General features: G+C 64.5%; 6 protein-coding genes. 5 read left to right on the forward strand and 1 reads right to left on the reverse strand.

Annotated elements, in window-relative coordinates; genetic code table 11:
• The first annotated feature begins 1 nt into the window (after position 1).
• The 5 genes from lpdA (at position 2) to AC19YX_RS03865 (ending at position 6,890) form a co-directional block, all read left to right on the forward strand.
• Complete coding sequence (lpdA, locus tag AC19YX_RS03845) at positions 2–1,393, forward strand: dihydrolipoyl dehydrogenase (protein WP_500605686.1); 1,392 nt, start codon at positions 2–4, stop codon at positions 1,391–1,393.
• A gap of 292 nt (positions 1,394–1,685) precedes the next feature.
• On the forward strand, positions 1,686–2,705 hold the full coding sequence (locus AC19YX_RS03850; protein WP_020298764.1) for a branched-chain amino acid aminotransferase: 1,020 nt from the start codon (positions 1,686–1,688) through the stop codon (positions 2,703–2,705).
• Between the two features lie 137 nt (positions 2,706–2,842).
• A complete protein-coding gene (locus tag AC19YX_RS03855) occupies positions 2,843–3,364 on the forward strand; it encodes a sigma-70 family RNA polymerase sigma factor (protein WP_078471528.1) in 522 nt (173 codons plus the stop codon).
• A complete protein-coding gene (locus tag AC19YX_RS03860) occupies positions 3,361–4,374 on the forward strand; it encodes a FecR domain-containing protein (protein ID WP_500605687.1) in 1,014 nt (337 codons plus the stop codon). The genes AC19YX_RS03855 and AC19YX_RS03860 overlap by 4 nt, the downstream gene beginning before the upstream one ends.
• Before the next feature lie 83 nt (positions 4,375–4,457).
• The gene (locus AC19YX_RS03865) at positions 4,458–6,890 is read left to right on the forward strand and encodes a TonB-dependent siderophore receptor (protein ID WP_500605688.1); all 2,433 of its coding nucleotides are present in this window, start codon (positions 4,458–4,460) and stop codon (positions 6,888–6,890) included.
• Between the two features lie 95 nt (positions 6,891–6,985).
• On the opposite strand, the gene AC19YX_RS03870 is transcribed toward AC19YX_RS03865, so the two are convergent.
• The gene (locus AC19YX_RS03870) at positions 6,986–26,218 is read right to left on the reverse strand and encodes an Ig-like domain-containing protein (RefSeq protein WP_500605689.1); all 19,233 of its coding nucleotides are present in this window, start codon (positions 26,216–26,218) and stop codon (positions 6,986–6,988) included.
• Positions 26,219–26,488: the final 270 nt, after the last annotated feature.

The raw sequence follows: 26,488 nt of genomic DNA on the forward strand, positions 1-26,488 counted from the left end.
AATGCAACAGACTCTAAACACCCGGCTGCTGATTATCGGCGGCGGCCCTGGCGGCTATGTGGCGGCGATTCGTGCGGGGCAGCTGGGCATCTCGACCATCCTGGTCGAAGGCCAGGCGCTTGGCGGCACCTGCCTGAACATCGGTTGCATCCCGTCCAAGGCGCTGATTCATGTCGCCGAACAGTTCCACCAGACCCTGCACCACAGCCAGGGCTCGGCCCTGGGGATCAAGGTCGCGACGCCGACCCTGGACATCGGCCAGAGCGTGGAATGGAAAGACGGCATCGTCGATCGCCTGACCACCGGCGTCGCGGCCCTGCTGAAAAAGCACAAGGTGCAGGTGATCCAGGGCTGGGCCAAGGTGATCGACGGCAAGACCGTGGAGATCGAAGGCGCCAATACCCGTATCCAGTGCGAGCACCTGCTGCTGGCCACCGGCTCGAAAAGCGTCAATCTGCCGATGCTGCCGATCGGCGGGCCGATCATTTCTTCCACCGAAGCCCTGGCGCCCAAGGCGCTGCCCAAGCACCTGATCGTGGTCGGCGGCGGCTATATCGGCCTCGAACTGGGGATCGCCTACCGCAAGCTGGGCGCCGAGGTCAGCGTGGTCGAAGCCCAGGATCGGATCCTGCCGGCCTATGACACGGAACTGACCCAACCGGTGGCCGACTCCTTGAAAAAGCTGGGGCTCAAGCTGTACCTCAAGCACAGCGTCGAAGGCTTCGACGCCGCGAAAAACACCCTGCAGGTGCGCGACCCGAATGGCGAAACCCTGCACCTGGACACCGACCAGGTGCTGGTGGCGGTCGGCCGCAAACCCAACACCCAAGGCTGGAACCTGGAGGCGCTGAACCTGGAGATGAACGGCTCGGCGGTCAAGATCGACAACCGCTGCCAGACCAGCATGCGCAACGTCTGGGCCATCGGCGACCTCAGCGGCGAGCCGATGCTGGCCCACCGCGCCATGGCCCAGGGCGAAATGGTTGCCGAGCTGATTGCCGGTGAACACCGGGAATTCAACCCGGCCGCGATCCCGGCGGTGTGCTTCACCGATCCGGAACTGGTGGTGGTCGGCAAGACCCCGGACGAAGCCAAGGCCGCTGGCCTGGATTGCATCGTCTCGAGCTTCCCGTTCGCGGCCAACGGTCGGGCCATGACCCTGGAATCGAAAAGCGGCTTCGTGCGGGTGGTAGCGCGGCGCGACAATCACCTGATTCTCGGCTGGCAAGCGGTGGGCGTCGGCGTGTCCGAGCTGTCCACGGCCTTCGGCCAGTCCCTGGAAATGGGCGCGCGCCTGGAAGACATCGCCGGCACCATCCACGCCCACCCGACCCTGGGCGAGGCGGTGCAGGAAGCGGCGCTGCGGGCTTTGGGACATGCGCTGCATATGTAAGGGGCAGCGCTGCGCCGATTGAACACCGCACAGCACGCTGACATTCCTGTGGCGCCTATCCTGGCCAGCGCAGCCTGACGGCAGCGGCTAGGGGTCGGGATGGCCCAGGGCGGGAATTTGCTCCCGTATTCCGGACAATGGCGAAACGATTCATGAGCAAGCTACGTTTTTTTGCTCCCCTCCCATCGTCCGGGATGCGGTACCCCCCCGGAATGCAGTATTGTTGTGCCCATCCAAAAAAACGTCAGAAACCTTGAGCCGTTCCGACGGTCGTCAAGTGATAGAGGGTGTCATGGGTAACGAAAGCATCAATTGGGACAAGCTGGGTTTTGACTACATCAAGACAGACAAGCGCTATCTGTCGCACTGGCGCAATGGCGAGTGGGACGCAGGCACCCTGACCGAAGATAACGTACTGCACATCAGCGAAGGCTCCACAGCCCTTCACTATGGCCAGCAATGCTTCGAAGGCCTGAAGGCCTACCGCTGCAAGGACGGCTCGATCAACCTGTTCCGTCCCGACCAGAACGCCCTGCGCATGCAGCGCAGCTGCGCCCGTCTGCTGATGCCACATGTTTCCACCGAACAGTTCGTCGAAGCCTGCAAGGCCGTGGTCAAGGCCAACGAGCGTTTCATTCCGCCTTACGGCACCGGCGGCGCGCTGTACCTGCGCCCGTTCGTGATCGGCGTGGGTGACAACATCGGCGTGCGCACCGCACCCGAGTTCATCTTCTCGATCTTCGCCATTCCGGTCGGCGCCTACTTCAAGGGCGGCCTGACCCCGCACAACTTCCTGATCTCCAGCTTCGACCGTGCGGCACCTCAAGGCACTGGCGCGGCCAAGGTCGGTGGCAACTACGCCGCCAGCCTGATGCCAGGTTCGGAAGCCAAGAAGAAAAGCTTCGCCGACTGCATCTACCTGGACCCGATGACCCACTCCAAGATCGAAGAAGTCGGCTCGGCCAACTTCTTCGGGATCACCCACGACAACAAGTTCGTCACGCCGAAGTCGCCTTCGGTGCTGCCAGGCATCACCCGCCTGTCGCTGATCGAACTGGCCAAGAGCCGTCTGGGCCTGGAAGTGGTCGAGGGCGATGTGCTGATCGACAAACTGGCTGACTTCAAGGAAGCCGGTGCCTGCGGTACTGCCGCGGTGATCACGCCGATCGGTGGCATCGAATACAAAGACCAGCTGCACGTGTTCTACAGCGAAAGCGAAGTCGGCCCTGTGACCCAGAAGCTCTACAAAGAGCTGACCGGCGTGCAGACCGGCGACGTTGAAGCGCCAGAAGGCTGGATCGTCAAGGTCTGATCTGACGCTGCACCCAACAGGCCCGCCCTTCATCACTGAACGGCGGGCCTTTTTGGTTTTTGTTGCGGGGCAATGGCAACGATCTATATGATAAGCATTATCATTAATGACCTCCCCTGCCCCGGTATCTCCCCGCCATGCCTTCAAGCGCCCAAGTCAGTGCCTGCGATGTGACCGAGCTGTATCGGCAACAGCACCAATGGTTGAAAAACTGGCTACGCCTGCGGTTGAACTGCTCCCACAGCGCGGCGGACCTGGCCCAGGACACCTTCCTGCGCTTGTTGAACAAGCCTGAGCCGGTGGAGATCCAGGCCCCGCGCAGCTTTCTGACCAAGGTCGCGAAAAGCGTGCTGAGCAATCACTACCGGCGGCAGAAACTGGAACGTGCCTATCTGCAAGCCTTGCAGGCGGTCCCGGAACAGTTGGTCCCCGACCTGGAAACCCAGGCCATCCTCCTCGAAACCCTGTTAGAACTGGACGCCGTGCTCGAACGCCTGGAGCTGCCGGTGCGCAAGGCGTTCCTCTGGTGCCAGCTCGATGGCCTGAGCCTTGGGGAAATTGCCGAGCGCCTGGAGGTTTCCGTGACGACGGTGAAGCGCTACATCGTCAAGGCGGGTGCCCTGTGCATCATGCTCGACGACAGCCTGGACCTGGTTTGAGCCCGCCGCTGCCCACCCGCGCCGGCGCCGAGGCCCAGCCGATTACCGCGGCCATTGCGGAACAGGCGATGCAATGGCAGCTCGACCTGCAGCAGCCGCCCATCAGCGAGGCCACCCTGAGCGCCTGGCGCAACTGGCGCCAGGCCCATCCGCTGCACGAAAAAGCCTGGCTGCGGGCCGAAGCCTTTGCCCAGCGCATGGACCAGGTGCGCCAGCAAGGCCACAGCGCCCTGGCCAGCGCCACCCTGGGCCCGAGCCTGCGCCCCGCCCTCAGCCGCCGCACTGCGCTCAAGCAATTGGGGGTGCTGCTGGCCGTCGGGGCCGGGGCCTGGAATGCCCGGGACCTGGCGCTGGTGCAGGACTGGAGCGCCGACTACAGCACCCGCGTCGGCCAGCAACGCCGCCTGACCCTGGTCGACCAGACCCGGGTCCAGCTCAACACCGACAGCGCCATCAAGCTGCGCTTCGACCAGGACCTGCGCCGCATCAGTCTGCTGCGTGGGGAAATGCTGGTGACCCTCGACCGCCAGTCCGGCCTGCCACCCCTCAGCGTGGACACCGCCGAGGGCCGCATCGAAACCGTGGCAGCTCGCTTCAATGTGCGCCAGGCCGCCGGCGTCACCCTGCTCGGGGTCTATGAGGGCAGCGTGCAGGTGCAACCGCGCAACCCGGGGCAGCCGGCCCTGACCCTGAACGCGGGCGAGCAGCTGCGCTTCGATCGCCAGGGCCTGCTCTCGCGGCAACCCCAGGGCGCGTCGCAGCCGGCCTGGAGCCAGGGCATGCTGGCGGCCCAGGGCCAACGCCTGGCGGACTTTCTCGAAGAACTGGGGCGCTATCGCCCCGGCCACCTGGGGTGCGATTCGAGTCTGGCCGACCTGCCGGTCTCGGGCACCTTTCCCCTGGCCGATACCGACCGTGTCCTGAATGCGGTGGCCGAGACCCTGCACCTGGAAGTACGCCCCTTCACCCGCTATTGGGTGACCCTCAAGCCCCGCACCCTGGCCGGCTGACATTTATTTTGCTCAAGGGTGGTCCGATTTGCTCGCTCGCGAGACTTAACCCCCAGAACACTGACATTCATGGGGATCCACACATGCAACTCGTCGTACGCAAGGGCCGGGGCTGGCACGTTTCACTCAAGCAAAACCTGGCGGGCGCGGTCGCCCAGGGCCTGGCCTGCATGACCACCGCCAGCGTGGTGCTGCTGGCACCGACCTGGGTCCAGGCCGCCGAACAGGCGCAACAGGATTTCGACATCCCCGCCGGCAGCCTGGCGAGTGCCCTGACCCGCTTTGGCCAGACCGCCCATATCCTGCTGTCGTACCCCACGACCCTGACCGACGGCCAGCAGAGCGCCGGACTCAAAGGGCGTTTTGACATCGACTCGGGGCTGGCCCTGCTGCTCGCCGGCACCGGCCTGCAAGCGACTCGCGACGCCACGGGCAACTACTCGTTGCAGGCGCGCAAAGCCGGCGACAGCAGCCTGGAACTGGGCGCGGTGTCGATTTCCGGCAAGGCGCCGGGGTCGACCACCGAAGGCACCGGCGAGTACACCACCTACTCTTCCAGTAGCTCCACGCGCCTGAACCTGACACCCCGGGAAACCCCGCAGTCGATCACGGTCATGACCCGCCAGCGCCTTGACGACCAGAACCTCAGCACCCTGACCGACACCCTGGAAGCCACCCCCGGGATCATCGTCACCCGCGACGGCCTGGGGGCGGAAACCGACAGCTACTGGTCCCGCGGCTTCGCCATCCAGAACTACGAGATCGACGGCGTGCCGACCAACACCCGCCTCGACAACTACTCCCAGAGCATGGCCATGTACGACCGGGTCGAAGTGGTGCGTGGCGCCACCGGCCTGATCAGCGGCATGGGCAACCCGTCGGCGACCATCAACCTGATCCGCAAGCGCCCGACCCACGAGGCCCAGGCCAGCATCAGTGGCCAGGCCGGGACCTGGGATCGCTACGGCGGCGGCCTCGACGTCTCCGGTCCGCTGACCGACAGCGGCAATGTGCGCGGGCGCCTGGTGGCCGACTACAAGACCGAAAGCGCCTGGGTCGACCGCTTCAAGCAGCAGACACAACTGATGTACGGCATCAGCGAGTTCGACCTCAGCGAAGACACCCTGCTGACCCTGGGCTTCAGCTACCAGCGCACCGATGTCGACTCGCCGCTGCGCACCGGCCTGCCGACGCGCTTCAGCAGTGGCGAACGCACCGACTTCAGTCGCTCGACCAACACCTCGCCGACCTGGTCCTACAACGACCACCAGCAGACCAGCTACTTCGCCTCCATCGAACAGCAACTGGGCAACGGCTGGAGCGGCAAGGTGGAGTTCACCCACGCCGAGAACCAGTTCGACGAGCTGTTCAACTTCGCCATGGGTTCGGTCAACAAGGACGGCAGCGGCCTGACCCAACTGCCGGTGCGTTTCTCCGGCACCCCGCGCCAGGACAACCTCGACCTGTACCTCACCGGCCCCTTCAGCCTGTTCGGCCGCGAGCACGAGTTGATCGGCGGCGTGACCTTGTCCCAGTACAAGGAAAGCACCCCGAGCTGGGGCGGCTGGCGCTATGACTACGCCGGCTCACCGGCCGGCCCCATCGACAATCTGTTCGACTGGGACGGCCATTCGCCCAAGCCCAGCCAGAGCGTGAGCGGCAAGTCGTCGATCGATGAAAACCAGTACGCCGCCTACCTGACCTCGCGCCTGCGCCTGACCGATGACCTGAGCCTGATCCTCGGCAGCCGGGTGATCAATTGGAGCAGCGACACCTCCGACCGTCCATACGGCGGCGACGAAACCAAGGTCAAGCGCGAAGAAAACGGCGTGTTCATCCCTTACGCCGGGGTGGTCTACGACCTCGATGACACCTGGTCGGTGTACGCCAGCTACACCAGCATCTTCAACCCCCAGGCGTCCTGGGTGCGCAGCGAAGACAACAAGCCGCTGGAGCCGATGCAGGGCAAGGGGTATGAGATCGGCGTCAAGGGCAGCCACTTCGACGGCCGCCTGAACTCCAGCCTGGCGCTGTACAAACTGCAGCAGGACAACCTGGCGATCTGGCAGCACGACAACGTCTACAGCGCCGAGCAGGACACCACCTCCAGGGGCGTGGAACTGGAGTTCAACGGCGAACTGGCCGAAGGCTGGCAGGCCTCCGCCGGCTACACCTACTCGGTCACCACCGACGCCGACGACCAGCGGATCGTCACCGGCCTGCCGCGCAACAGCTTCAAGACCTTCACCAGCTATCGCCTGCAAGGCCCGCTGGACAAGCTGACCGTGGGCGGCGGGGTCAACTGGCAGAGCAAGGTCGGCGGCGACCTGCACACCTTCACCCAGGGCAGCTACGCGGTGACCAACCTGATGGCGCGCTACGACATCAGCCGCAACCTCAGTGCCTCCCTTAACGTCAACAACCTGTTCGACCGCACCTACTACAGCAACGCCGGTTCCTACGGTAACTACGGCGCGCCGCGCAACCTGATGACCAGCTTCAAGTACAACTTCTGACCCGCAACGATCGGCAGCGCGCCCAGCGCGCCACCGGCCATTAAAAACCCGCCTTTCGCAGCTGCGATCGGCGGGTTTTTTATGCCGGCGTGGTCTCAGACCACGGTCAGTTGATGGTTGGCGAGCAAGGTGGCCAGGTCCGTGTGCACGTTCTGCAAGGTGGCCAGGGTGGCGCTGCTGTAGGTGCTGGCGCTGCCATCGCGGTCGATGCTGATCACGGTATTGGCCCCGCTCTGGGTCACTTGCAGGTAGTTGCCGATATTGCCGGCACCGGCGCCCAGGGTGGCGACGCCGCCCTGGTAGCTGGCGCTGCCATCGCCGCTGTAGCCCACCAGCAAGGCATGCACGTCCAGGCGTTGGGTGCCGGCGGTGCCCTCCCAGGTGCCGACCTTGAAGCCATTGACGATATCGCTGCCATTGCCCCCGGTGTTGTTCGCCGAAGCCCCGGCCAGCACGTTGTACAGCAGGGTGTCGTGGCCGCCGTGGGTCAGGTTGAAGGTGTCGTTGCCACCCCGGCCCTCGAAGGTGTTGTCGCTGCCGCTGTCGGTGAAGGTGTCGTTGCCCGAGCCCCCGGCCAGGCCTTCGATGTTCTTGAAGGTGGCGGTGTTGAAGCCGGTGTTCTGCGCGGCCGCGTTGCTCAGGTCGATGGTCAGCGCAGTGCTGCCGGCCAGCTTGTAGTCGACGATGTCGGTGCCCAGCGTACTGTTCCAGACCGGGGTGCCGGCGATGGTTTCCCAACCGCCCGAGCCGCTGTAGGTGTTGGTGCCGGGCCCGGCAAAGAACGTGTCGTCATAGCCGCTGCCGACAAAGGTGCCGGTGGTGCTGTCGGTGCTGGCGTCGGCGGTCAATACATAGGCGTGGGTCGCCGCGCCAGGGGTCAGGCCGGTCCAGGTGCTGTTGACCGTTGTACCCCCACCCAGCCCGGCGACCCCGGTGACGCTGCCCTCGCCGCCGTCGATGCCGACAATCGCCGCCTTGACCAGTACTGCGGTGTAGGTCATGGCCGGGTTCAGGCCATAGAAGTCGACGATGCCGCGGTCATCGGTGGTGCCGTAGCCGTACTGGCCATTGAGGATCCGCGTCTCCACCAGGGTGCCGCTGCTGTCGTAGAGGTTGACGGTCTGCGAGACGTAGGTGTTGTGCCCCGCCGGGTCTTCGATCTTCAGGTGCAGGCTGGTGCCGGCGGCGATCACGTTGGGGTTGACCACCAGTACGTCCTGGCCATTGGCGTTGATCAGCAGGTCCTGGGAGCCGTCGTAGTTGAAATCCGCGGCCACCGCACCGGTGATCGAGGTCGCCGTGGCCACGCTGCTCACGCTCAGCAGGGTGCGGCTGAAGGTCGGCGCGGCGCCAATGCTGGCCGTGGTGTTCTGCCAGTACTCGTAGCTGGTCTGCAGTTTCAGAGTCGTACTGTCGGTCAGGTTGTCCTGGAACTCGAACACATCGAGCTTGCCGTCGCCATTCCAGTCGGTATTGAGGGTGACACCGCCGGCCAGGGTGCTGCTGGACAAGGTAGTGGCCAGGGTGAAGTTGCCCGCGCCGTCGCTGGTGTACACGCTGCTGGCGGTGCCCGCGGTACTGGTCTGCCCCAGGAACAGGTCGAGTTTGCCGTCACCGTTGAAATCGGCGACGTCCATGCTCTGGGTGCCGGGCGGGTAACTGGAGGTGTTACCGGCCGATGCGTTCACGTGGTAGAGCACGTTGGTGATGGTTTTCAGAGTGCCCGCCGCCGTGCTCGCGGCCAATGCCGAAACCAGGCCATTGCTGCTGGTCAGCAACACCGTGAGGTTGGTCACCGCACCGCCGAAGCCACCCCAGAATTGCCCCAGCAGATCGACCCGGCCGTCGCCGTTAAGGTCGAACGCCCCTATGTCCTCGTTGATGTTGCCGTTGCTGGTGCTCCCGCTCAGCGGGTCGCTGGTACTCCCCAGGTCATAGCTGGTGAAGGTGCCGTTCTTGTTGTTGAGCTCGTAGACCCCGGAGTTGTCGGTGTACTTGTCGCCGCTGACGAGGTCGATGTAGCCGTCGTTGTTCAAATCGATACCGACCTGCCCGCCCCAAGAGATCAAGGTGCCATAGCTGTAGTTGAGCAGTGTGTAGCTGGCGCCGTTGCCGTTGTTGATGAAGTCGTTGTTGCCCTGGGAGGTATTGGCTTGCTCGGTCATCACCGACAGGTTGCCGCTGCGGTTGATATCCAGCAGTTGCACGCTGCTGACCTTGCCCAGTTGCCCGGTGCCCGAGCCTTCGGTGTACAGCAGGGTGCCCCTGAAATTATTGATGTTGCTGCCATTGCTGGCGAGCTGGGTGTAGATGCTGGTGGCATTGAAGTAGTCGAACAGGCCGTCGTTATTGACGTCGCCCACGGCCATGCCCATGGCACTGATGTTCGAGGTTTCGCCGGTGACCGTGGTGGTCCCGGTGGGCGGCGACAATACCGTCAGTTCATTGGTGCTGTGGTCCTGGACCGCCACCGAGCCGTCACTGTTGAATATCGCCGCGACCACCTCATAGGTGCCGCTGGTCAGGGCATTGGCGTTGGGCACCTGGACGTACCAGGTGTTGTTGGTCGGGTCGACCACCACCGCCCCCGTGGCCGAGCTGTAGGTGACGCCGTTGAGCATCACCTCCAGGTGCATGCCGCTGGCGAGCGCATAGGGGATGGTGCCGCTGATGATCGGCGTGCTGTCGAGGATGCTCTGGGGGTTGATCCCCACCGAGGCACCGGCACTCGAGGACGCCAGGAGCAACTGGTCGTTGCCCAGCAAAGTGGCAAGGTCGGTGACCACGCCGCTGAGGGTCAGCAGGATATTGGAGGCGCCGAAGGTGCCGCTGCCGGTCAGGTCGACCGACACATAACTGTTGCTCCCATCATTGCTGACGCTCAGGTAATTGTTCAGTGCCTGGGAAGCCGCATCGAGCACGAACTTGCCGCTGATGGCGTCCTTGTAGACATAGGCGGTGCCGGTGTAGCCGGACAGCAGGCCACTGAGGTCGATCACATCGGCGGTGGCGCTACTGACCAGATTGCCGACCACAAAACCGCTGGCCAGGTCGCTGCCATTGCCGCCGGTGGCATTGCCGCTGTTGAGCAGGTTGTAGACCAGGGTGGCATGGCCGCCGGTGCTGCCGAGGACGAAGCTGTCGTTGCCGCCACGGCCCTCGAACAGGTTATTGACCAGGGCCGTGGTGCTGGCGGTGAAGGTGTCGTTACCTGAGCCGCCGCGAAGGCCCTCGATGCTGGTGAAGGTTGCGGTGTTGAAGCCGGTGCCCTGGGCAGTCAGGGTATTGAGGTTGACGTTGAGTGCGGTACTGCCGGCCAGCATGAAGTCGACCACGTCCTCGCCACCGCTGGCGCTCCATACCGGCGTGCCGAAGCGCCCATTGCTCCAGCCGCCGGAGCCGTTGTAGCTATCGGTGCCGGCGGTGGCAAAAAAGGTGTCGTTGTAGCCGGTGCCGACGAAGTTGCCGTTGGCGTTGTTGCTGCCGGTCTCGGCCGACAGGACATAGGCGCTGGTGGCCGCGCCCGCGACCAGGCCGGTCCAGCTGGCGTTGACGCTCTCGATGCTGTTCCCTCCTTCGCTTGCCAGCCCGCCGACATCGGCCGATACGCCGCCCAGGTTGCGCAGCAGTACCAGGGTGTAGGTCTGGCTGGCGCTCAGGCCATAGAAGTTGACGATCGACGAGCTGTCATTGGTGTTGCTGCCCGACTGCGGGTTGATCATTTGCGTACCCACCAGCTTGCCGCTGGAGTCGTACAACTGCACGGTGTTGCCGTAGTAGGCGGTCAGGCCGTTGGCATCGAGGAGGCGTAGATGCAGGCTGCTGCCGTACTGCACCACGTTGGTGTTCTGAATCCAGCGGGCGCTGGTGTTGCCGGTGCTGAAGTAGAGCAGGTCCACCGCGCCATCCCAGTTGTAGTCGGCGGCGACCGCACCGCTGACGTTGCTGATGGCGGTGGCCAGGATGCTGGTGGCAAAGGCGGTACCGCTGCCGTTGTTGGTGTAGAGGTTGATCGACGACGAGGCTGCACCGATGTTCGGCAACTCGATCACGTCCATGGCGCCGTCGTGGTTCCAGTACACCGCCAGCGAGGCGCCACCGTTGAGGTTGTCGCCAAAGCCCAGGGGGCTGGCGCTCAGGCTGCCGGCCTGGTTGTTGAAGTACAGGCGGCTTTCGTTGGCGGTGGCCGTGGTGCCGTCCGAGCCGATCAGGCCGGAGTTGAGATACAGGTCCATGTAGCCGTCGCCATTGAAGTCGGCCCAGGTCATGGAAATGGTCTGGGAGTTCTCCACCGGGCTGGCAAACACACCGGCCAGGGTCGCAGTGACGCTGAGGCTGCCGGTGCCGCTGTTGCTCAGCACCACCAGGGTGTTGTTGCTGGCGTAGGCCGGGTTGTTCTGGTGGAACACCAGGTCGACCGTGCCGTTGTTGTTGATATCGACCCCCGACAGTTGCGAATACGGCTGGCCGGTAGTCGAAGAAGCGCCGCCGGTGGCTGGGGTCTGCACGAAGTTGCTGTCCTTGATCAGCACCCCGGCGTTGTTGACCAGCAGTTGCGAGTCGATGCCGCCGGACGCATTGGCATCCCCCGGAAGGGAGGAATCGCCATAGGCCAGGTCGATGTACCCGTCGCCGGTCTTGTCATAGGCCACCACCGTACCGTGCCCGTCATAGACGCCGCCGCTAGCGCCACTGATCTGGAACGCGGTGTAGCTGCTGCCGTTGTAGGTCCAGGACTGCTGACCGTCGGTGTAATTGAAGTCGACGCCCAGCACATCCATGAAGCCGTCGCGGTTGTAGTCAACAAAGGTCACGTTGTTGACCGAGGTGGCGGTGGTGCCGCTGGCCAGGGAGGTGGCGCTGTAGCTGGTCAGCCCCGTGGAGTTGTACACCGACAGGTTGCTGTAGAACTCCCACAGGCCATTGGTACCCAGGGTATAGGCGGTGCCCTTATTTTCAGTGTCACCTGCGGTATTAGCGCCGCCCCAACCGGTGTTGGCCAGGGGCGCATGATCATTGGCGCTGACCACATCGACCTCGGTAGTGGCGCTCAAGCGTGAGCGGTTGCCGGCCGCGTCCACCTGCATCAGGGCCAGGTGATAAGAGCCGGTCGCCAGGCCGCTGGCACTCAGGCTCCAGCTGCCATCGGCGGCCACCGTGGCACTGCCGATCAGGCTGTCGATGCCTTCGGAGTAGACCCCGTCGTTGTTCACGTCGTTGACCAGCAGCACCGTGTCGCCCGCACTGCCGGTGTGGCTTTGCGCGCTGGTAAAGGTCATGGATGTGTTGGTGGTGACATGGTCACCCGGCACCCCGCTGTCATAGGCACTGCCCAATGCGGGTGCCAGCAGACTCTGCACCGGCGCGACGGTATCCACCGTGACCAGTTGCGAGGCGGTGACGCTGCCGATGTTGCCGGCCAGGTTGAAACTGCGCAGTTGATAGGTGACGGAACTGGCGTGGCTGATGGGGTCGAGGTAGCTCCAGGTATGGGTGCCGGTGTTGACCGTGGTGCTGTTCCAGGTGCTGCCGCCGTCGCTGCTGATCTGCAACACGTCGCTGGCCAGCAGCGTGCCGCTGTAGGTACCGGATACGGTGAGCGAGGTGTCGCGGGTCACCAGGTCACTGTTGGTGCCGCTGTTGGTGGTGCTGGCGGTGCCTGCGGCCAGCGCCGAGTTGGTGTCGGTACTGACACTGGACACGGCCAGGGCGGTGACGGCCGGGCCGGTGGTGGAAATCAGCACCGCCTGGGTTCCGGCGCTGCTGGCGTTGCCCGCGCTGTCGACCACCCGCGCCTCAAAGGTGTAGCTGCCGGCCGCCAGGGTATTGCCGGTGTTGTCCAACTGGTAGGTCGTGCCGCTGACCAGGGTTGCGTTCTGCCAGGTGCTGCCGCCGTTGAGCGAGATCTGCAGCACCTCGCCACTGCCCAGGGTGCCGCTGAGCGTGGCGTTGACCAGCAAGGTCTGGTCATTGGTGATGAAGTCGCTGGCACTGGTGCCGGCATCCTGGCTGATGGCGCTGATGGTCGCGGTGGCGGTTGGCGCGACACTGTCGATCACCAGGTTTTGGGTCGCCAGGTTGCCGATATTGCCCGCAGCGTCGATCACCCGAGCCTGCACGCTGTAAGTGCCGTCGGCCATGCTGTTGGCGCTGTTGTTGAAGGTCCAGTTGGTGCCGGTGGTACTGGCGGCCTGCCAGGTGCTGCCGCCGTCGAGGCTGATCTGCACGCTTTCATTGGCCCCCAGGACCGCGCCCAGGCTGCCGTTGAACACCAGGCTGTGGCTGGCGGTGACAAAGTCGCTGCTGCTGGTGCCGCTGTCCGGGCTGACCGAGGTAATGAGAATGCTCTGGGCCGGCGCGCTGATGTCGATGACCAGCGTCTGGTTGGCGGTCAGGCCAATGTTGCCGGCGGTATCGAACACCCGCACCTTGATGTTGTAGCTGCCATCGGGCAACGCGCTGCCGGTGTAGTCGTAGCTCCAGGTGGTGCCGGAAACGCTGGCCACCAGGTAGGTGCTGCCGCCATCGATACTGAACTGCACGCCCTCGCCCGCCGCCAGGGGCGCGCTGAGGGTGCCCTGGAACACCAGGGTGTTGTCGCGGGTGATGAAGTCGCTGGCACTGGCGCCGGTGTCGTTGGTGATCGACACGATGCTGGTGCTGGCAGTGGGCGCCACCGTGTCGACGATGACCGTCTGGCTGGCGCTGTTGCCCAGGTTGCCGGCGCTGTCTATGACCTGGGCAATCACGCTGTAGCTGCCGCTGGCCAGGCTGCTGGCGCTGTTGTCGTAACTCCAGGTGTTGCCGCTGACCAGTGCAGTGCGCCAGGTGCTGCCGCCATCCAGGCTGATGCGCACGCTTTCGCCACTGCCCAGGGCCGCGCCCAGGGTACCGCTGAACACCAGGGTGGTGTCGCTGGTGTTGAAGTCGCTGCTGCTGGTGCCGGTGTCCTGGTTGATGCTGACGATGGCGATGCTTTCGGTTGGCGCAATGGTGTCCACCACCAGCACCTGATTGGCAGTGGCGCCCTGGTTGCCGGCGCCGTCCACCACCCGTGCCTTGAGGTTGTAGACCCCATCGGCCAGCACGCTGGTGCTGTTGTCGTAACTCCAAGTGCTGCCGCTGACCGTGGTGTTGAGCCAGGTGCTGCCGCCGTCCAGGCTGACCTGGGCAATATCGCCGCTGGCCAGGGTGCTGCCCAGGGTGCCGCTGAGCACCAGGGTGTTGTCGCTGGTAATGAAGTCGCCGCTGGTGCCGGTGTCGCTGCTGACTGCGACGATGCTGATGGTTTCACTGGCAGCCGGCGCAGTGGTGTCCACCACCAGGGCGAAGCTGCCCGAGGTGGTGCCCTTGTTGCCGGCGCTGTCGGTAATCGCGGCGGTGTAGCTGTAGGCGCCTTCGGCCAGGGTGCCGAGCTGATAGGACCAGGTACTGCCGCTGACGCTGGCGTTGCCGAGCAAGGTGGCGCCCTGGTAGATCTGCACCAGGTCGCCGGCCTGCAGCCCGCTGACCACACCGTTGAGCTGCGGCGTGGTGTCGTTGGTGCTGCTGCCGCTGCCGAAGTTGCCGATTTGTTGCAGCACGTTATCGGTGTAATTGCTGATGGCAACACTGTTGCCGCTGGTGGGCGCGCTGGTGTCGATCACCACCACCTGGGCGTTGCTCAGGCCGGGATTACCCGCCGTGTCCAGCACCCGGGCCTGGAAGCTGTAGCTGCCATCGGCCAGGACACTGGCGCTGTTGTCGTACTGGTAGGTGCTGCCACTGACCAGGCTCGCGGTGTGCCAGGTGCTGCCGTTGTCCAGAGAGATCTGCAGCGACTCGCCACTGCCCAGGCTGCCATTGAGGGTGGCGTTGACCAGCAGGGTATTGTCGTTGGTGATGAAGTCGCTGGCGCTGGAGCCGCTGTCGTTGCTGATCGCGGTCACCGTGGCCGTGGCACTGGGCGCACTGGTGTCGATTTGCAGCCCATGGCTGACCGGCACGCTGCTATTGCCGGCGCTGTCGATGATGCGCGCCTGCACCGTGTAGCTGCCGTCGGCCAGGACGCTGGCGCTGTTGTCGTAACTCCAGGTGCTGCCGCTGACCGTGGCGCCGACCCAGGTGCTGCCGCCATCCAGGCTCAGTTGCACGCCCTCGCCGCTGGCCAGGGCACTGCCCAGGGTGCCGCCAAAGTTCAGGCGGTTGGCCGAGGTAATGAAGTCGCTGCCGCTGACGCCGGTATCAGGGCTGAGGCTGTTCAGGGTGATGCTCTCGACCGGGGCCGTGCTGTCGATAACCACCGCCTGGCTGCTGGAGGTTCCGGGATTACCGGCAGCGTCCACCACCCGCGCCTGGAAGCTGTAGCTGCCATCGGCCAGGCTGACGCCGCTGTTGTCGTAGCGATAGGTGTTGCCGCTGAGCAGGCTCGCGGTGTGCCAGGTGCTGCCGTTGTCGGTGGAGATCTGCAACTGATCGCCGCTGCCCAGGGTCCCGGAGAGGTTGGCGTTGATCAGCAACGTGTGGTCGCTGGTGAGGTAGTCGCTGGAGCTGGAGCCCGTGTCGCTAGTGATTGCACTGATGCTGGCGGTGGCGCTGGGGGCCGTGGTGTCGATCACTACATTCTGGCTGCTGATCGCACCGATGTTGCCAGCCGCGTCGACGACGCGGGTCTGGAAGCTGTAGCTGCCATCCGTCAGGCTGGTGCCCGTGGCATCGTACTCATAGGTACTGCCGCTGAGCAGGCCACTGTTGTGCCAGGTCGCGCCGCCATCGATGGAAATCTGCAGCGATTCTCCAACCCCCAGGGTGCCGCTCAATGTGGCATCGACCAGCAGGGTGCTGTCGTTGGTGATGAAGTCAGTGGCGCTGCTGCCGCTGTCGTGGCTGATGGCACTGATGCTGCTGGTGGCGCTGGGCGCGCTGCTGTCGATCAGCAGGTTCTGACTGGCCTCCTGGCCGATATTGCCGGCGGTGTCCACCACCCGGGCGAGCAAGGTGTAGCTGCCATCGGCCATGGCATTGCCGCTGTTGTCATAACTCCAGCCTGTACCGCTGACACTGGTACTGACCCAGGTCCCCCCGCCGTCGAGGCTCAATTGCACGCCCTCGCCCGCAGCCAATGCCGTGCCCAGGGTGCCACTGAAGACCAGGGTGTGATCACTGGTAATGAAGTCGCTGGCGCTGCTGCCGGTGTCGCTGCTGACGGAGGTGATGGCGAGGGTTTCGCTGGCCGCCGGGGCCGTGGTGTCGATACGCAGGGTGTCGCTGGTGGTCTGCTCGACGTTGCCAAAATCGTCGATGATCCGGGCTTGCATGGCATAGCTGCCATCGGCCAGGGTCTGGGCCGTGTTGTCGTAGCTCCAACTGGTGCCGAGGCTGGTGCCGGTGTGCCAACTGGTTCCGCCGTCCAGGCTGACCTCTACATGCTGGTTGGCCGCCAGGGGCGAACCCAGGTCGCCGGAAATGATCAGCGTCGGGTCGTTGGTCACGAAGTCCTGATTGCTCAAGCCACTGTCATTGCTGATGGTAAGGATTTCGATCAGGTTGCCGCTGGCCGCGCTGCTGTCGATGACCACGGTCTGGGCCGCCAGGCTGCCGACGTTGCCGGCGGCGTCGATGACCCGGACAAATACGGTGTAGGTGTCGTCAGGCAACACATTGGCGGTGTTGTCGTAGGTCCAGCCCGCGCCATTGACCTCGGTAGCGTGCCAGGTGCTGCCGCCGTCGAGGCTGATCTGCACGCTCTCACCGGTGGGCAGGTTGGTGCTGAGGGTGCCGAAGAACATCAGCGTGCTGTCGTTGGTCTGGAAGTCGTTGCCGCTGATCCCGCTGTCCTGGGAGATCGAATCGATACTGACCAGCGCGGTCGGCGCGGTGGTGTCGACCACCAGGTTGTGGTTGGCAACCTGGCCGACGTTTCCGGCGGCATCCACCACCCGGGCCTGCAGGGTGTAGCTGCCATCGGCCAGGGTGCTGGCGCTGTTGTCGTAGCTCCAGCTGCTGCCGCTGACGCTGGCGTTGAACCAGGTGCTGCCGCCATCCAGGCTCAGTTGCACGCCCTCGCCGCTGGCCAGGGGGGTGCCCAGGCTGCCGCTGATCAGCAAGGTGTTGTCGCTGGTGACAAAGTCGCTGCCACTGCTGCCGGTGTCGCCGCTGATGGCGGTAATTGCCAGGGTTTCACTGGCGCTTGGCGCCGTGGTGTCCAGGGTCAGACTGAAGTTGCCAGAAGCCGTACCGAGGTTGCCGGCGCTGTCGACGATCACCGCGTGATAGGTCGTGCTGCCTTCGGTCAGGCCGCTCAGTTGGTAGGTCCAGGTGCCAGCGCTGATGCTGGCGGTGCCGAGCAGGGTGCTGCCTTGGTAGACCTGCACGCTGTCGCCGCTGTTCAAGCCGCTGACCGTACCGTTGAGCAACGGCGTGCTGTCGTTGGTAAAGGTGCCGTCGCCGAAGCTGCCGACCTGGGGCGCAACATTGTCGGTGTAACTGACAATGGCCAGGCTGTTGCCGCTGGTGGGCGGCGTGGTATCGACCACCAGGGTCTGGCTGGCCAGGCTGCCGACATTGCCGGCCAGGTCTATCACCCGCGCCTGCAAGGCGTGGTTGCCATCGGCCAGGACATTGCCGGTGTTGTCGTAGCTCCACTGGGTGCCGCTGCTGCTGGCCGCCAGCCAGGTGCTGCCGCCGTCGAGGCTGATCTGTACCGACTCGCCGCTGCCCAGCGCCGAGCCCAGAGTGCCGCCGAGCACCAGGGTCGGGTCATTGGTGATGAAGTCACTGGCGCTGAGGCCCGTGTCCTGACTGACGGTGTCGATGCTGATACTGGCCGTCGGCACGCTGGTGTCGATCAGCACATCCTGGCTGCTGACCGGGCCTTTGTTGCCGGCGGCATCCAGGACCCAGGCCTGGGCATGGTAGGTGCCGTCGGCCAGGGCCGTGCCGGTCAGGTCCAGGCTCCAGGTGGTGCCGACCACAGTGGCGGTGGCCGGGTTGAGCCCGCCATTGAGCGCCAGTTGCACGGTCTCGCCAACGCCCAGCGGGGCACTCAGGGTGCCGCTGATCAGCAGCGTGTTGTCGTCGGTGATGAAGTCGCTGGCACTGGCCCCGGTGTCGCTGCTGATGCTGCCGATCACCAGCCCCTGGGTCGGCGCGCTGGTGTCCACCGTCAGGCTGAAGCTCGACGATTGGGTGCCGAGGTTGCCCGCCGCATCGCTGATGGCCGCGTGCAAGCTGTAGCTGCCCTGGGCCAGGGTCGGCAGGCCATAGGTCCAGACGCCACCGGTGACCGTGGCATTGCCCAGCAGCGTGGCGCCTTGATAGATCTGCACGCTGTCGCCGCTGTTCAGTCCGCTGACCGTGCCGTTGAGCAGCGGCGTGGTGTCGTTGGTGCTGCTGCCATCGCCGAAGTTGCCGACCTGGGGCGCTACGTCGTCGGTGTAACTGCTGATGCTGACGCTGTTGCCAGTCAATGGCGCGCCCGTGTCGATCACCACGGTCTGGCTGGCCAGCGGGCTGGTGTTGCCGGCGAGGTCGGTGACCCGTGCGGCAAACTGATAGGTACCGTCAGACAGGACCTGGCTGCTGTTGTCCAGGGCATAAGTGCTGCCGCTCACCAGGCTCGCCGTCTGCCAGGTGCTGCCGCCGTCCAGGCTGATCTGCACCTGTTCGTTGCTGGCCAGGGTACCGTTGAGGTGGGCGTTGATCACCAGGGTGTTGTCGGCGGTGATGAAATCGCTGGCACTGCTCCCGGTGTCGCCGCTGATGGCCGTGATGCTGGCCGTGGCGGTCGGCGCCAGGCTGTCGATCTGCACCAACTGGCTGGCGCTCTGGCCGATATTGCCGGCGCTGTCGATCACCTGCACCTGAATGCTGTAGCTGCCATCGGCCAGGTTCTGCGCGGTGTTGTCATAGCTCCAGTTGGTGCCACTGACGGTGGCGCTGCTCCAACTGACGCCACCGTCCAGGCTGATCCGTACCCCCTCTCCCGCCGTCAGTGGCGCCCCCAGGCTGCCGTTGAACAGCAGCAGGTGGTCATTGGTGATGAAGTCATTGCCGTTGTCGCCGCTGTCGCGGGTAATCGCCAGGATCGAAATGCTTTCACTGGCCGCTGGCGGCGTGGTGTCGACCACCAGGGTCTGGCTGGTGATTTGGCCGATATTGCCGGCCGTGTCGATCACCTGAACCTGCACTGCGTAAGTGCCATCGGCCAGGGTGTTGGCGCTGTTGTCATAACTCCAGGTGCTGCCGCTGGTGTTGGCGGTGACCCAGGTCACGCCGTTATCGAGGCTGATCTGCACCGATTCGTTGCTGGCCAGCGGCGCGCCGAGGCTGCCGTTGAACACCAGGGTTGGATCACTGGTATTGAAGTCTGTGGCACTGGCGCCGGTGTCGCTGTTGATCGCGGTGATGAGCACGGTTTCGCTGGCGCTGGGCGCGCTGCTGTCGATCACCAGGGCCTGGCTGGCGCTCTGACCGATATTGCCCGCCAGGTCGATCACCCGTACCTGCACCGTGTAATTGCCATCGGGCAACGATTGCCCGGTGCCGTCGTAACTCCAGCTGGTGCCGGAGACCTGGGCGTCATGCCAGGTGGCGCCGCCATCGGTACTCAGTTGCACGCCCTCGCCGTTGGGCAGTGTCAGGCCCAGGCTGCCGCGATACAGCAGGGTGTGATCGCTGGTGATGAAGTCGCTGGCGCTGGCGCCGGTATCGCGCGCGATCGAATCGATGCTCAGGGTCTCTCCCGCCAGCGGCGCGGTGCTGTCGATGACCACGCTCTGGCTGGCGCTCTGCCCGAGGTTGCCGGCGCTGTCGATCACCTGCACCTGCACACTGTAGGTGCCATCGGCCAGGGCATTGGCACTGTTGTCAAAACTCCACTGGGTGCCGCTGACACTGGCGCTCTGCCACGTGGCGCCACCGTCCAGGCTGATGCGCACGCCCTCGCCCACCGCCAGCGCCGTGCCCAGGTTGCCGTTGAACACCAGGCTATTGTCGCTGGTGATGAAGTCGCTATTGCTGATGCCGCTGTCGGTGGTGATCGAGGCCAGGGTGATGGTTTCACTGGCCAGCGGCGCGCGGGTATCGACCACCAGGCTCTGGCTGGCGGTCTGGCCGATATTGCCGGCGGTATCGATCACTTGGACCTGCACGCTGTACGTGCCATCGGCCAGGTTGTTCGCCGTATTGTCGTAGCTCCAGGAGTTGCCGCTGACCGTTGCGTCATGCCAGGTGCTGCCGCCGTCCAGGCTCAGGCGCACGCCCTCGCCCGCCGCCAGGCTGCTGCCGAGGTTGCCGTTGAACAACAGGGTGCTGTCGTTGGTGATGAAGTCGCTGCTACTGCTGCCGCTGTCGCTGCTGATCGAGGCGATGGTGATGGTCTCACCGGCCGCCGGTGGCGTGCTGTCGATCAGCACATTCTGGCTGGCGCGCTGGCCGATATTGCCGGCGCTATCGATGACCTGCACCTGCACGTTGTAGGTGCCGTCGGCCAGGGTATTGGCGCTGTTATCAAAACTCCAGGCGGTGCCACTGACGGCCGCCGCGTGCCAGGTGACGCCGCCGTCCAGGCTGATGCGCACCGACTCATCCGGACTCAGGGCCGCGCCCAGGCCACCGTTGAACACCAGGCTGCTGTCGCTGGTGATGAAGTCGGAGGCACTGGCACCGGTGTCCGTGACGATCGAGATAATGGTGACCGTCTCGCTGGACGCCGGTGGCGTGGTGTCGATCACCAGCGCCTGGCTCGCGCTTTGACCGATATTGCCTGCCGTATCAACCACCTGAACCTGCACGGTGTAAGTGCCATCGGCCAGGGTGCTGGCGCTGTTGTCGTAGCTCCAGTTCGTGCCGCTGACCGTCGCGACTTGCCAGGAGGTTCCGCCATCCAGGCTGATGCGCACGCCTTCATCCACCGCCAGGGCCGTGCCCAGGGTGCCGCTGAATATCAAGGTGTTGTCGCCGGTGATGAAGTCGCTGCTACTGCTCCCGGTATCGCTGGTAATCGATGCGATGGCGATGGTTTCACTGGCCGCCGGGGCGCTGCTGTCGATCACCAGGGGCTGGCTGGCGGTCTGGCCGATATTGCCGGCGCTGTCGATCACCCGCAGCTCAATGGTATAGGTGCCGTCAGGCAGCGGCTGGCCGATACCGTCATAGCTCCAACTGGCGCCGGAGAGCGTCGCGTCGTTCCAGGTGACGCCACCATCGACGCTCAGTTGCACACCCTCGCCACTGGGCAGCGCCGTGGCGAGATTGCCGAAGTAAAACAGACCGTGGTCGCTGGTAATGAAATCGCTGGCGCTGATCCCGGTGTCGAGGAAAATCCCGGCGATACTCACCGTCTCGCTGGCCGCTGGCGCCTGGGTATCGACCACCACCGTCTGGCTGGCGCTTTGGCCAAGGTTGCCGGCACTGTCGACCACCTGCACCAGCAGGTGGTAGGTGCCATCGGGAACCGCAATGGCGCTGTTGTCATAACTCCACTGGGTGCCACTGACAGCGGCCGCGTGCCAGGTCAGGCCGTAATCCAGGCTGAGGTAAACCCCCTCGCCCGCCGCCAGGGCCGTACCGAGGCTGCCACTGAGCACCAGGGTGTTATCACCGGTGATGAAGTCGCTGCTGCTGACGCCGGTGTCGGTGGTGATGGCATCGATGCTGATGGTTTCACTGGCGACCGGAGGCGTGCTGTCGATCTGCACATTTTGGCTCGCACTCTGGCCAATATTGCCGGCGGTATCGATCACCTGCACCTGCACCGCATAAATGCCATCGGCCAGGGTGTTGCTGGTGTTGTCGTAGCTCCAGGCGGTGCCGCTGACCGCCGCGTCATGCCAGGTAGCGCCGCCGTCCAGGCTGATACGCACACCCTCGCCCGCTGCCAGGGCAGTGCCCAGGGTGCCGTTGAGCACCAAGGTGTTGTCGCTGGTAATGAAGTCGCTGCTGCTGGCGCCGCTGTCGGTGGTGATGGCGTCGAGGCTGATGGTTTCACTGGCGCTGGGGGTCGAGGTGTCGATCACCACGGCCTGGGTGCCGGTCGGGCTGGGGTTGCCTGCCGCGTTGATGACCCGGGCTTCGAACAGGTAGCTGCCGTCGGCCAGGGCGCTGGCGGTATTGTCGAAGGCAAAGGTACTGCCGCTGACCAGCGCCGCGTCGTGCCAGGTGGCGCCGCCGTCCAGCGAGATCTGCACCTTGTCGCCCAGGCCGGGGTTGAGTGTTCCGGTCAGGGTCGCGCTGACCACCAGGCTGGAGTCGCTGGTCAGGTAATCGCTGGTGCTGCTGCCGGTGTCCGAAGTCACGGCACTGATGGCGGCGGTCGCCGTCGGCAGCAAGGTGTCGACATAGGGTGCGCTGGTGGACGCGCTGCTATTGCCGGCGGCATCGGTGGCGATGGCGCTCAGGCTGCCGCTGATCTGCGGTGTGCCCGAGGTGGTGGTGTAATGCCCGGTCCCGTCGACCAGCGCGGTGCTGGTGCTGCCGTCGGGGTAAGTGATGGTCACCGAACTGCCCGCCTCCGCCGTGCCGGAAACGCTCAAGGTGCCGTCAGGATTGGCGCTGACACTCTGGCTCGGCGCCAGGGGTGGCGCAGTGTCGATGTAGCCGGAGGTGGTGGAGGCGCTGGTATTGCCTGCGGCATCGGTGGCACTGACCGCCACACTGCCGCTGGTTTGCGGCGTGCCCGACGTGGTGCTGTAGTGGCCCGTGGCATCGACCAGAGCCGTGCCCGAGGTGCCATCGGGGTAGGTGACGCTGACCGTACTGCCGGGTTCCGCCGTACCGCTGACTGTCAGCGTGCCGTCCGGGTTGCTGGAGATACTTTCGCCCGGTGCTAGTGGCGCGGTGGTATCGATATAGCTACTGGCGTCCGCGGCACTGGTATTACCCGCGGCATCGGTCGCGGTGACGCTTACCGTGCCGCTGGTCTGCACGGTACTGGAGCTGGTGCTGTAGTGCCCCGAGGCATCGACCAGCGCCGTGCCCGAGGTGCCATCGGGGTAAGTAACGTTTATCGTGCTGCCCGGTTCGCCACTGCCGGCCACCGTCAGCGTGCCATCAGGGTGGGTGGTGAGGGTCTGGCTGGGCGCTTGCGGCGCCGTGGTATCGGTGTAGGCGCTGGTGGTCGGCGAGCTGGTATTGCCCGCCACATCGGTGGCGCTGACCGACACATTGCCGCTGCTTTGCGCCGTGGTCGAGGTGGCGCTGTAGTGCCCGGTGGCATCGACCAGCGCTGTACCCGAAGTGCCATCGGGGTAGGTGACGCTGACCGTGCTGCCAGCTTCCGCCGTTCCGCTGACTGTCAGCGTGCCGTCCGGGTTGCTGGAGACGCCCTCGCTCGGTGCCTGTGGCGCAGTGGTGTCGGTATAGGTACTGACCGCTGCCGCGCTGGTATTACCGGCAGCATCGGTTGCGGTGACGCTCACCGCGCCACTGGTCTGCACGGTACTGGAGCCGGTGCTGTAATGCCCGCTGGCATCGGCAACCACGGTGCTTGAACTGCCATCGGCGTAGGTCACCGTCACCGTACTGCCCGGCTCGGAGCTGCCGGAAACCGTCAGCGTGCCATCAGGATTGGTGGTGAGGGTCTGGCTAGGCATTTGTGGAGCGTTGGTATCGGTATAGACGCCGGTGCTCGGCGCACTGGCATTGCCCGCCGCATCCGTCGCGATAACGCTCACGCTACCGCTGCTCTGTACCGTGCTGGAAACACTGCTGTAGTGCCCCGACGCATCGGCGACCACGCTGTTTGAGCTGCCATCGGCGTAGGTCACCGTCACCGTGCTGCCCGGCTCAGCAGTGCCGGTGATCGCCAGCGTGCCGTCGGGATTGGCCGTGATGGTTTGAGTCGGAGATTGCGGGGCCGTGGTGTCGGTATAGACGCTGGTGGTCGCGGCGCTGGTATTGCCCGCCGCATCCGTTGCTGTGGCGCTGACGCTGCCGCTGCTCTGCACCGTGCTGGAACCGGTGCTGTAGTGCCCCGAGGCGTCGGCGACAACGGCGCTTGTACTGCCGTCGGCATAGGTCACCGTCACCGTGCTGCCCGGCTCCGCCGTGCCGCTTACCGTCAGCGTGCCGTCGGGGTTGGCCGTGACGGTTTCAGCCGGAGATTGCGGGGCGCTGGTATCGGTATAGACGCTGGTGCTTGGCCCACTGGCATTGCCGGCCGCATCCGTCGCGGTAACGCTCACGCTACCGCTGCCCTGTACCGTGCTGGAGCCGGTGCTGTAGTGCCCGGACGTATCGGCAACCACGGTGCTTGAGCTGCCATCGGCGTAGGTCACCGTCACCGTGCTACCCGGCTCCGCAGTGCCGGTCACCGCCAGCGTACCGTCGGGGTTGGCAGCGATGGTTTGAGTCGGAACTTGCGGTGCGCTGGTATCGGTATAGGTGCTGACGTCCGTTGCGCTGGTATTGCCCGCCACATCGGTGGCACTGACCGACACATTGCCGCTGCTTTGCGGGGTGCTCGAGGTGGTGCTGTAGTGCCCCGAGGCATCGACCAGTGCCGTGCCCGAGGTGCCATCGGGGTAGGTGACGTTTATCGTGCTGCCAGGTTCCCCGGTACCACTGACCATCAGCGTGCCGTCCGGGTTGCTGGAAACGCTTTCAATCGGTGCTTGTGGCGCGGTGGTATCGGCATAGCTGCTGGCATCCGCTGCGCTGGTATTACCCGCGGCATCGGTCGCGGTGACACTCACCGTGCCGCTGGTCTGCACGGTACTGGAGCCGGTGCTGTAGTGCCCGGTGGCGTCGGCGACCACGGTGCTGGAACTGCCATCGGCATAGGTCACCGTCACCGTACTGCCCGGTTCGGCGCTGCCGGAAACCGTCAGCGTGCCATCAGGATGGGTGGTGAGGGTCTGGCTGGGCGCTTGCGGCGCCGTGGTGTCGACATAGGTACTGGTAGTCGCCGTGCTGCTATTGCCCGCCGCATCAGTCGCGGTGACGCTCACGCTGCCACTGCCTTGGACCGTGCTGGAACTGGTGCTGTAGTGCCCCGCCGCATCGGCGACCACGCTGCTTGAGCTGCCATCGGCGTAGGTCACCGTCACCGTGCTGCCCGGTTCTGCCGTGCCCGTTACCGTCAGCGTGCCATCGGGGTTGGCCGTGAAGGTTTGAGTCGGAGATTGCGGGGCGCTGGTGTCGGTATAGGTGCCGGTGGTCGCGGTGCTGGTATTACCTGCCGCATCGGTACTGGTGGTGGTGACGCTGCCATCGCCTTGTACCGTGCTGGAGCTGGCGCTGTAGTGCCCCGAGGCATCGGCAACCACGGTGCTTGAGCTGCCATCGGGGTAGGTCACCACCACTGTGCTGCCCGGTTCCGCATGGCCGGTTACCGTCAGCGTGCCGTTAGGGTTGGCCGTCACGGTTTCAGTCGCAGGTTGCGGAGCGACCGTGTCAGTGAAGACGCTGGTGGTCGCGGTGCTGGTGTTGCCCGACACATCGGTCGCGGTGACGCTCACGTTGCCGCTGCTTTGGACCGTGTTGGAACTGGTGCTGTAGTGCCCCGTGGCATCGGCGACCACGGTGCTTGAGCTGCCGTCGGCGTAGGTCACTTTCACCGTACTGCCAGGTTCTGCCGTGCCCGTGACCGTCAACGTGCCATCGGGGTTGGCGCTGACGGTTTGAGTGGGTGGTTGCGGCGCCGAGGTATCGACATAACCGGTCGTGGCCGAAGTGCTGCTATGGCCACTGCTGTCCGTGCTCTGCGCACTGACCGGGCCCGACGGCTGATTGGGCCCGGAGGTAACGCTGAAGTGGCCATCGCTGCCCACCAGCACGCTACTGGAACTGCCATCCGGGTAGGTCACCCGTACTGTGCTGCCGGCGGGCGCCGTACCAGCCACGGTCAACCCGCCGTCGGCATTGCCTTCCACACTGAACACAGGCGCCGCAAGGGGCTCCGGGCCCTGCGCTGCCGGGTGTTTGTTGCTGCTGGCATTACGCCCCGCGAGCGCGGCGGCACCGGCCCCGGCCAATGCCAGCCCACCGACGATCCAGGCCAGGGTCGACAGATCGAAATGGGCGTAGACCAGCAACGGATCAATCGAGTCGATGGGCACAAATCGCGCGCTCACCAGGCCATCGTCGACCGACTCCATCTGCAACAACTGTTTGCCGTCCTGCAGCACCAGTTGGTTTTGCTGAGGCCCCTGGGCTGGGAAAAACCCGTGAACCTTGATCACCGCTCCGGATGCCAGGGTCAAGTTCAGGCTGTCGCCTTCACGCACCACCTGGTGCAGCTCACTGCGTTTGCCTGTCAGGCGGATAACCGACGGCCCGTGCAACGACACTTCCTGCCCGACCACCGACAGCTGTTTTTGAGTGGCTTTATCGATAATGGAAATTGACATGTCCACTGGATCTACCTCGTTGCAATAAGGGCTTAACAGCACTTGAAGTTGAGGTAAACGTAGCAACGGCGGCTGCACTATCACGGCGTACGTGACAATTGTTCACAAACAGGAAAACATCATGAAAGTTCGGCAACTCCAACAACACCCGTCTTTTTATACGAGTCGACCATAAACTAAAGTTATCGAACAATAACCCATTCAAATAGATATAACCCAGCAGAGCAACCCTCTTAAAAACACCAACAACAATAAATAAATCAATAAAAT

This window comes from Pseudomonas sp. MF09150, from assembly GCF_059862355.1.

Coding starts and splice junctions, on each gene's coding strand:
- lpdA (WP_500605686.1), top strand. CDS start 2: ATGCAACAGACTCTAAACACCCGGCTGCTGATTATCGGCGGCGGCCCT.
- AC19YX_RS03850 (WP_020298764.1), top strand. CDS start 1,686: ATGGGTAACGAAAGCATCAATTGGGACAAGCTGGGTTTTGACTACATC.
- AC19YX_RS03855 (WP_078471528.1), top strand. CDS start 2,843: ATGCCTTCAAGCGCCCAAGTCAGTGCCTGCGATGTGACCGAGCTGTAT.
- AC19YX_RS03865 (WP_500605688.1), top strand. CDS start 4,458: ATGCAACTCGTCGTACGCAAGGGCCGGGGCTGGCACGTTTCACTCAAG.
- AC19YX_RS03870 (WP_500605689.1), bottom strand. CDS start 26,218: ATGTCAATTTCCATTATCGATAAAGCCACTCAAAAACAGCTGTCGGTG.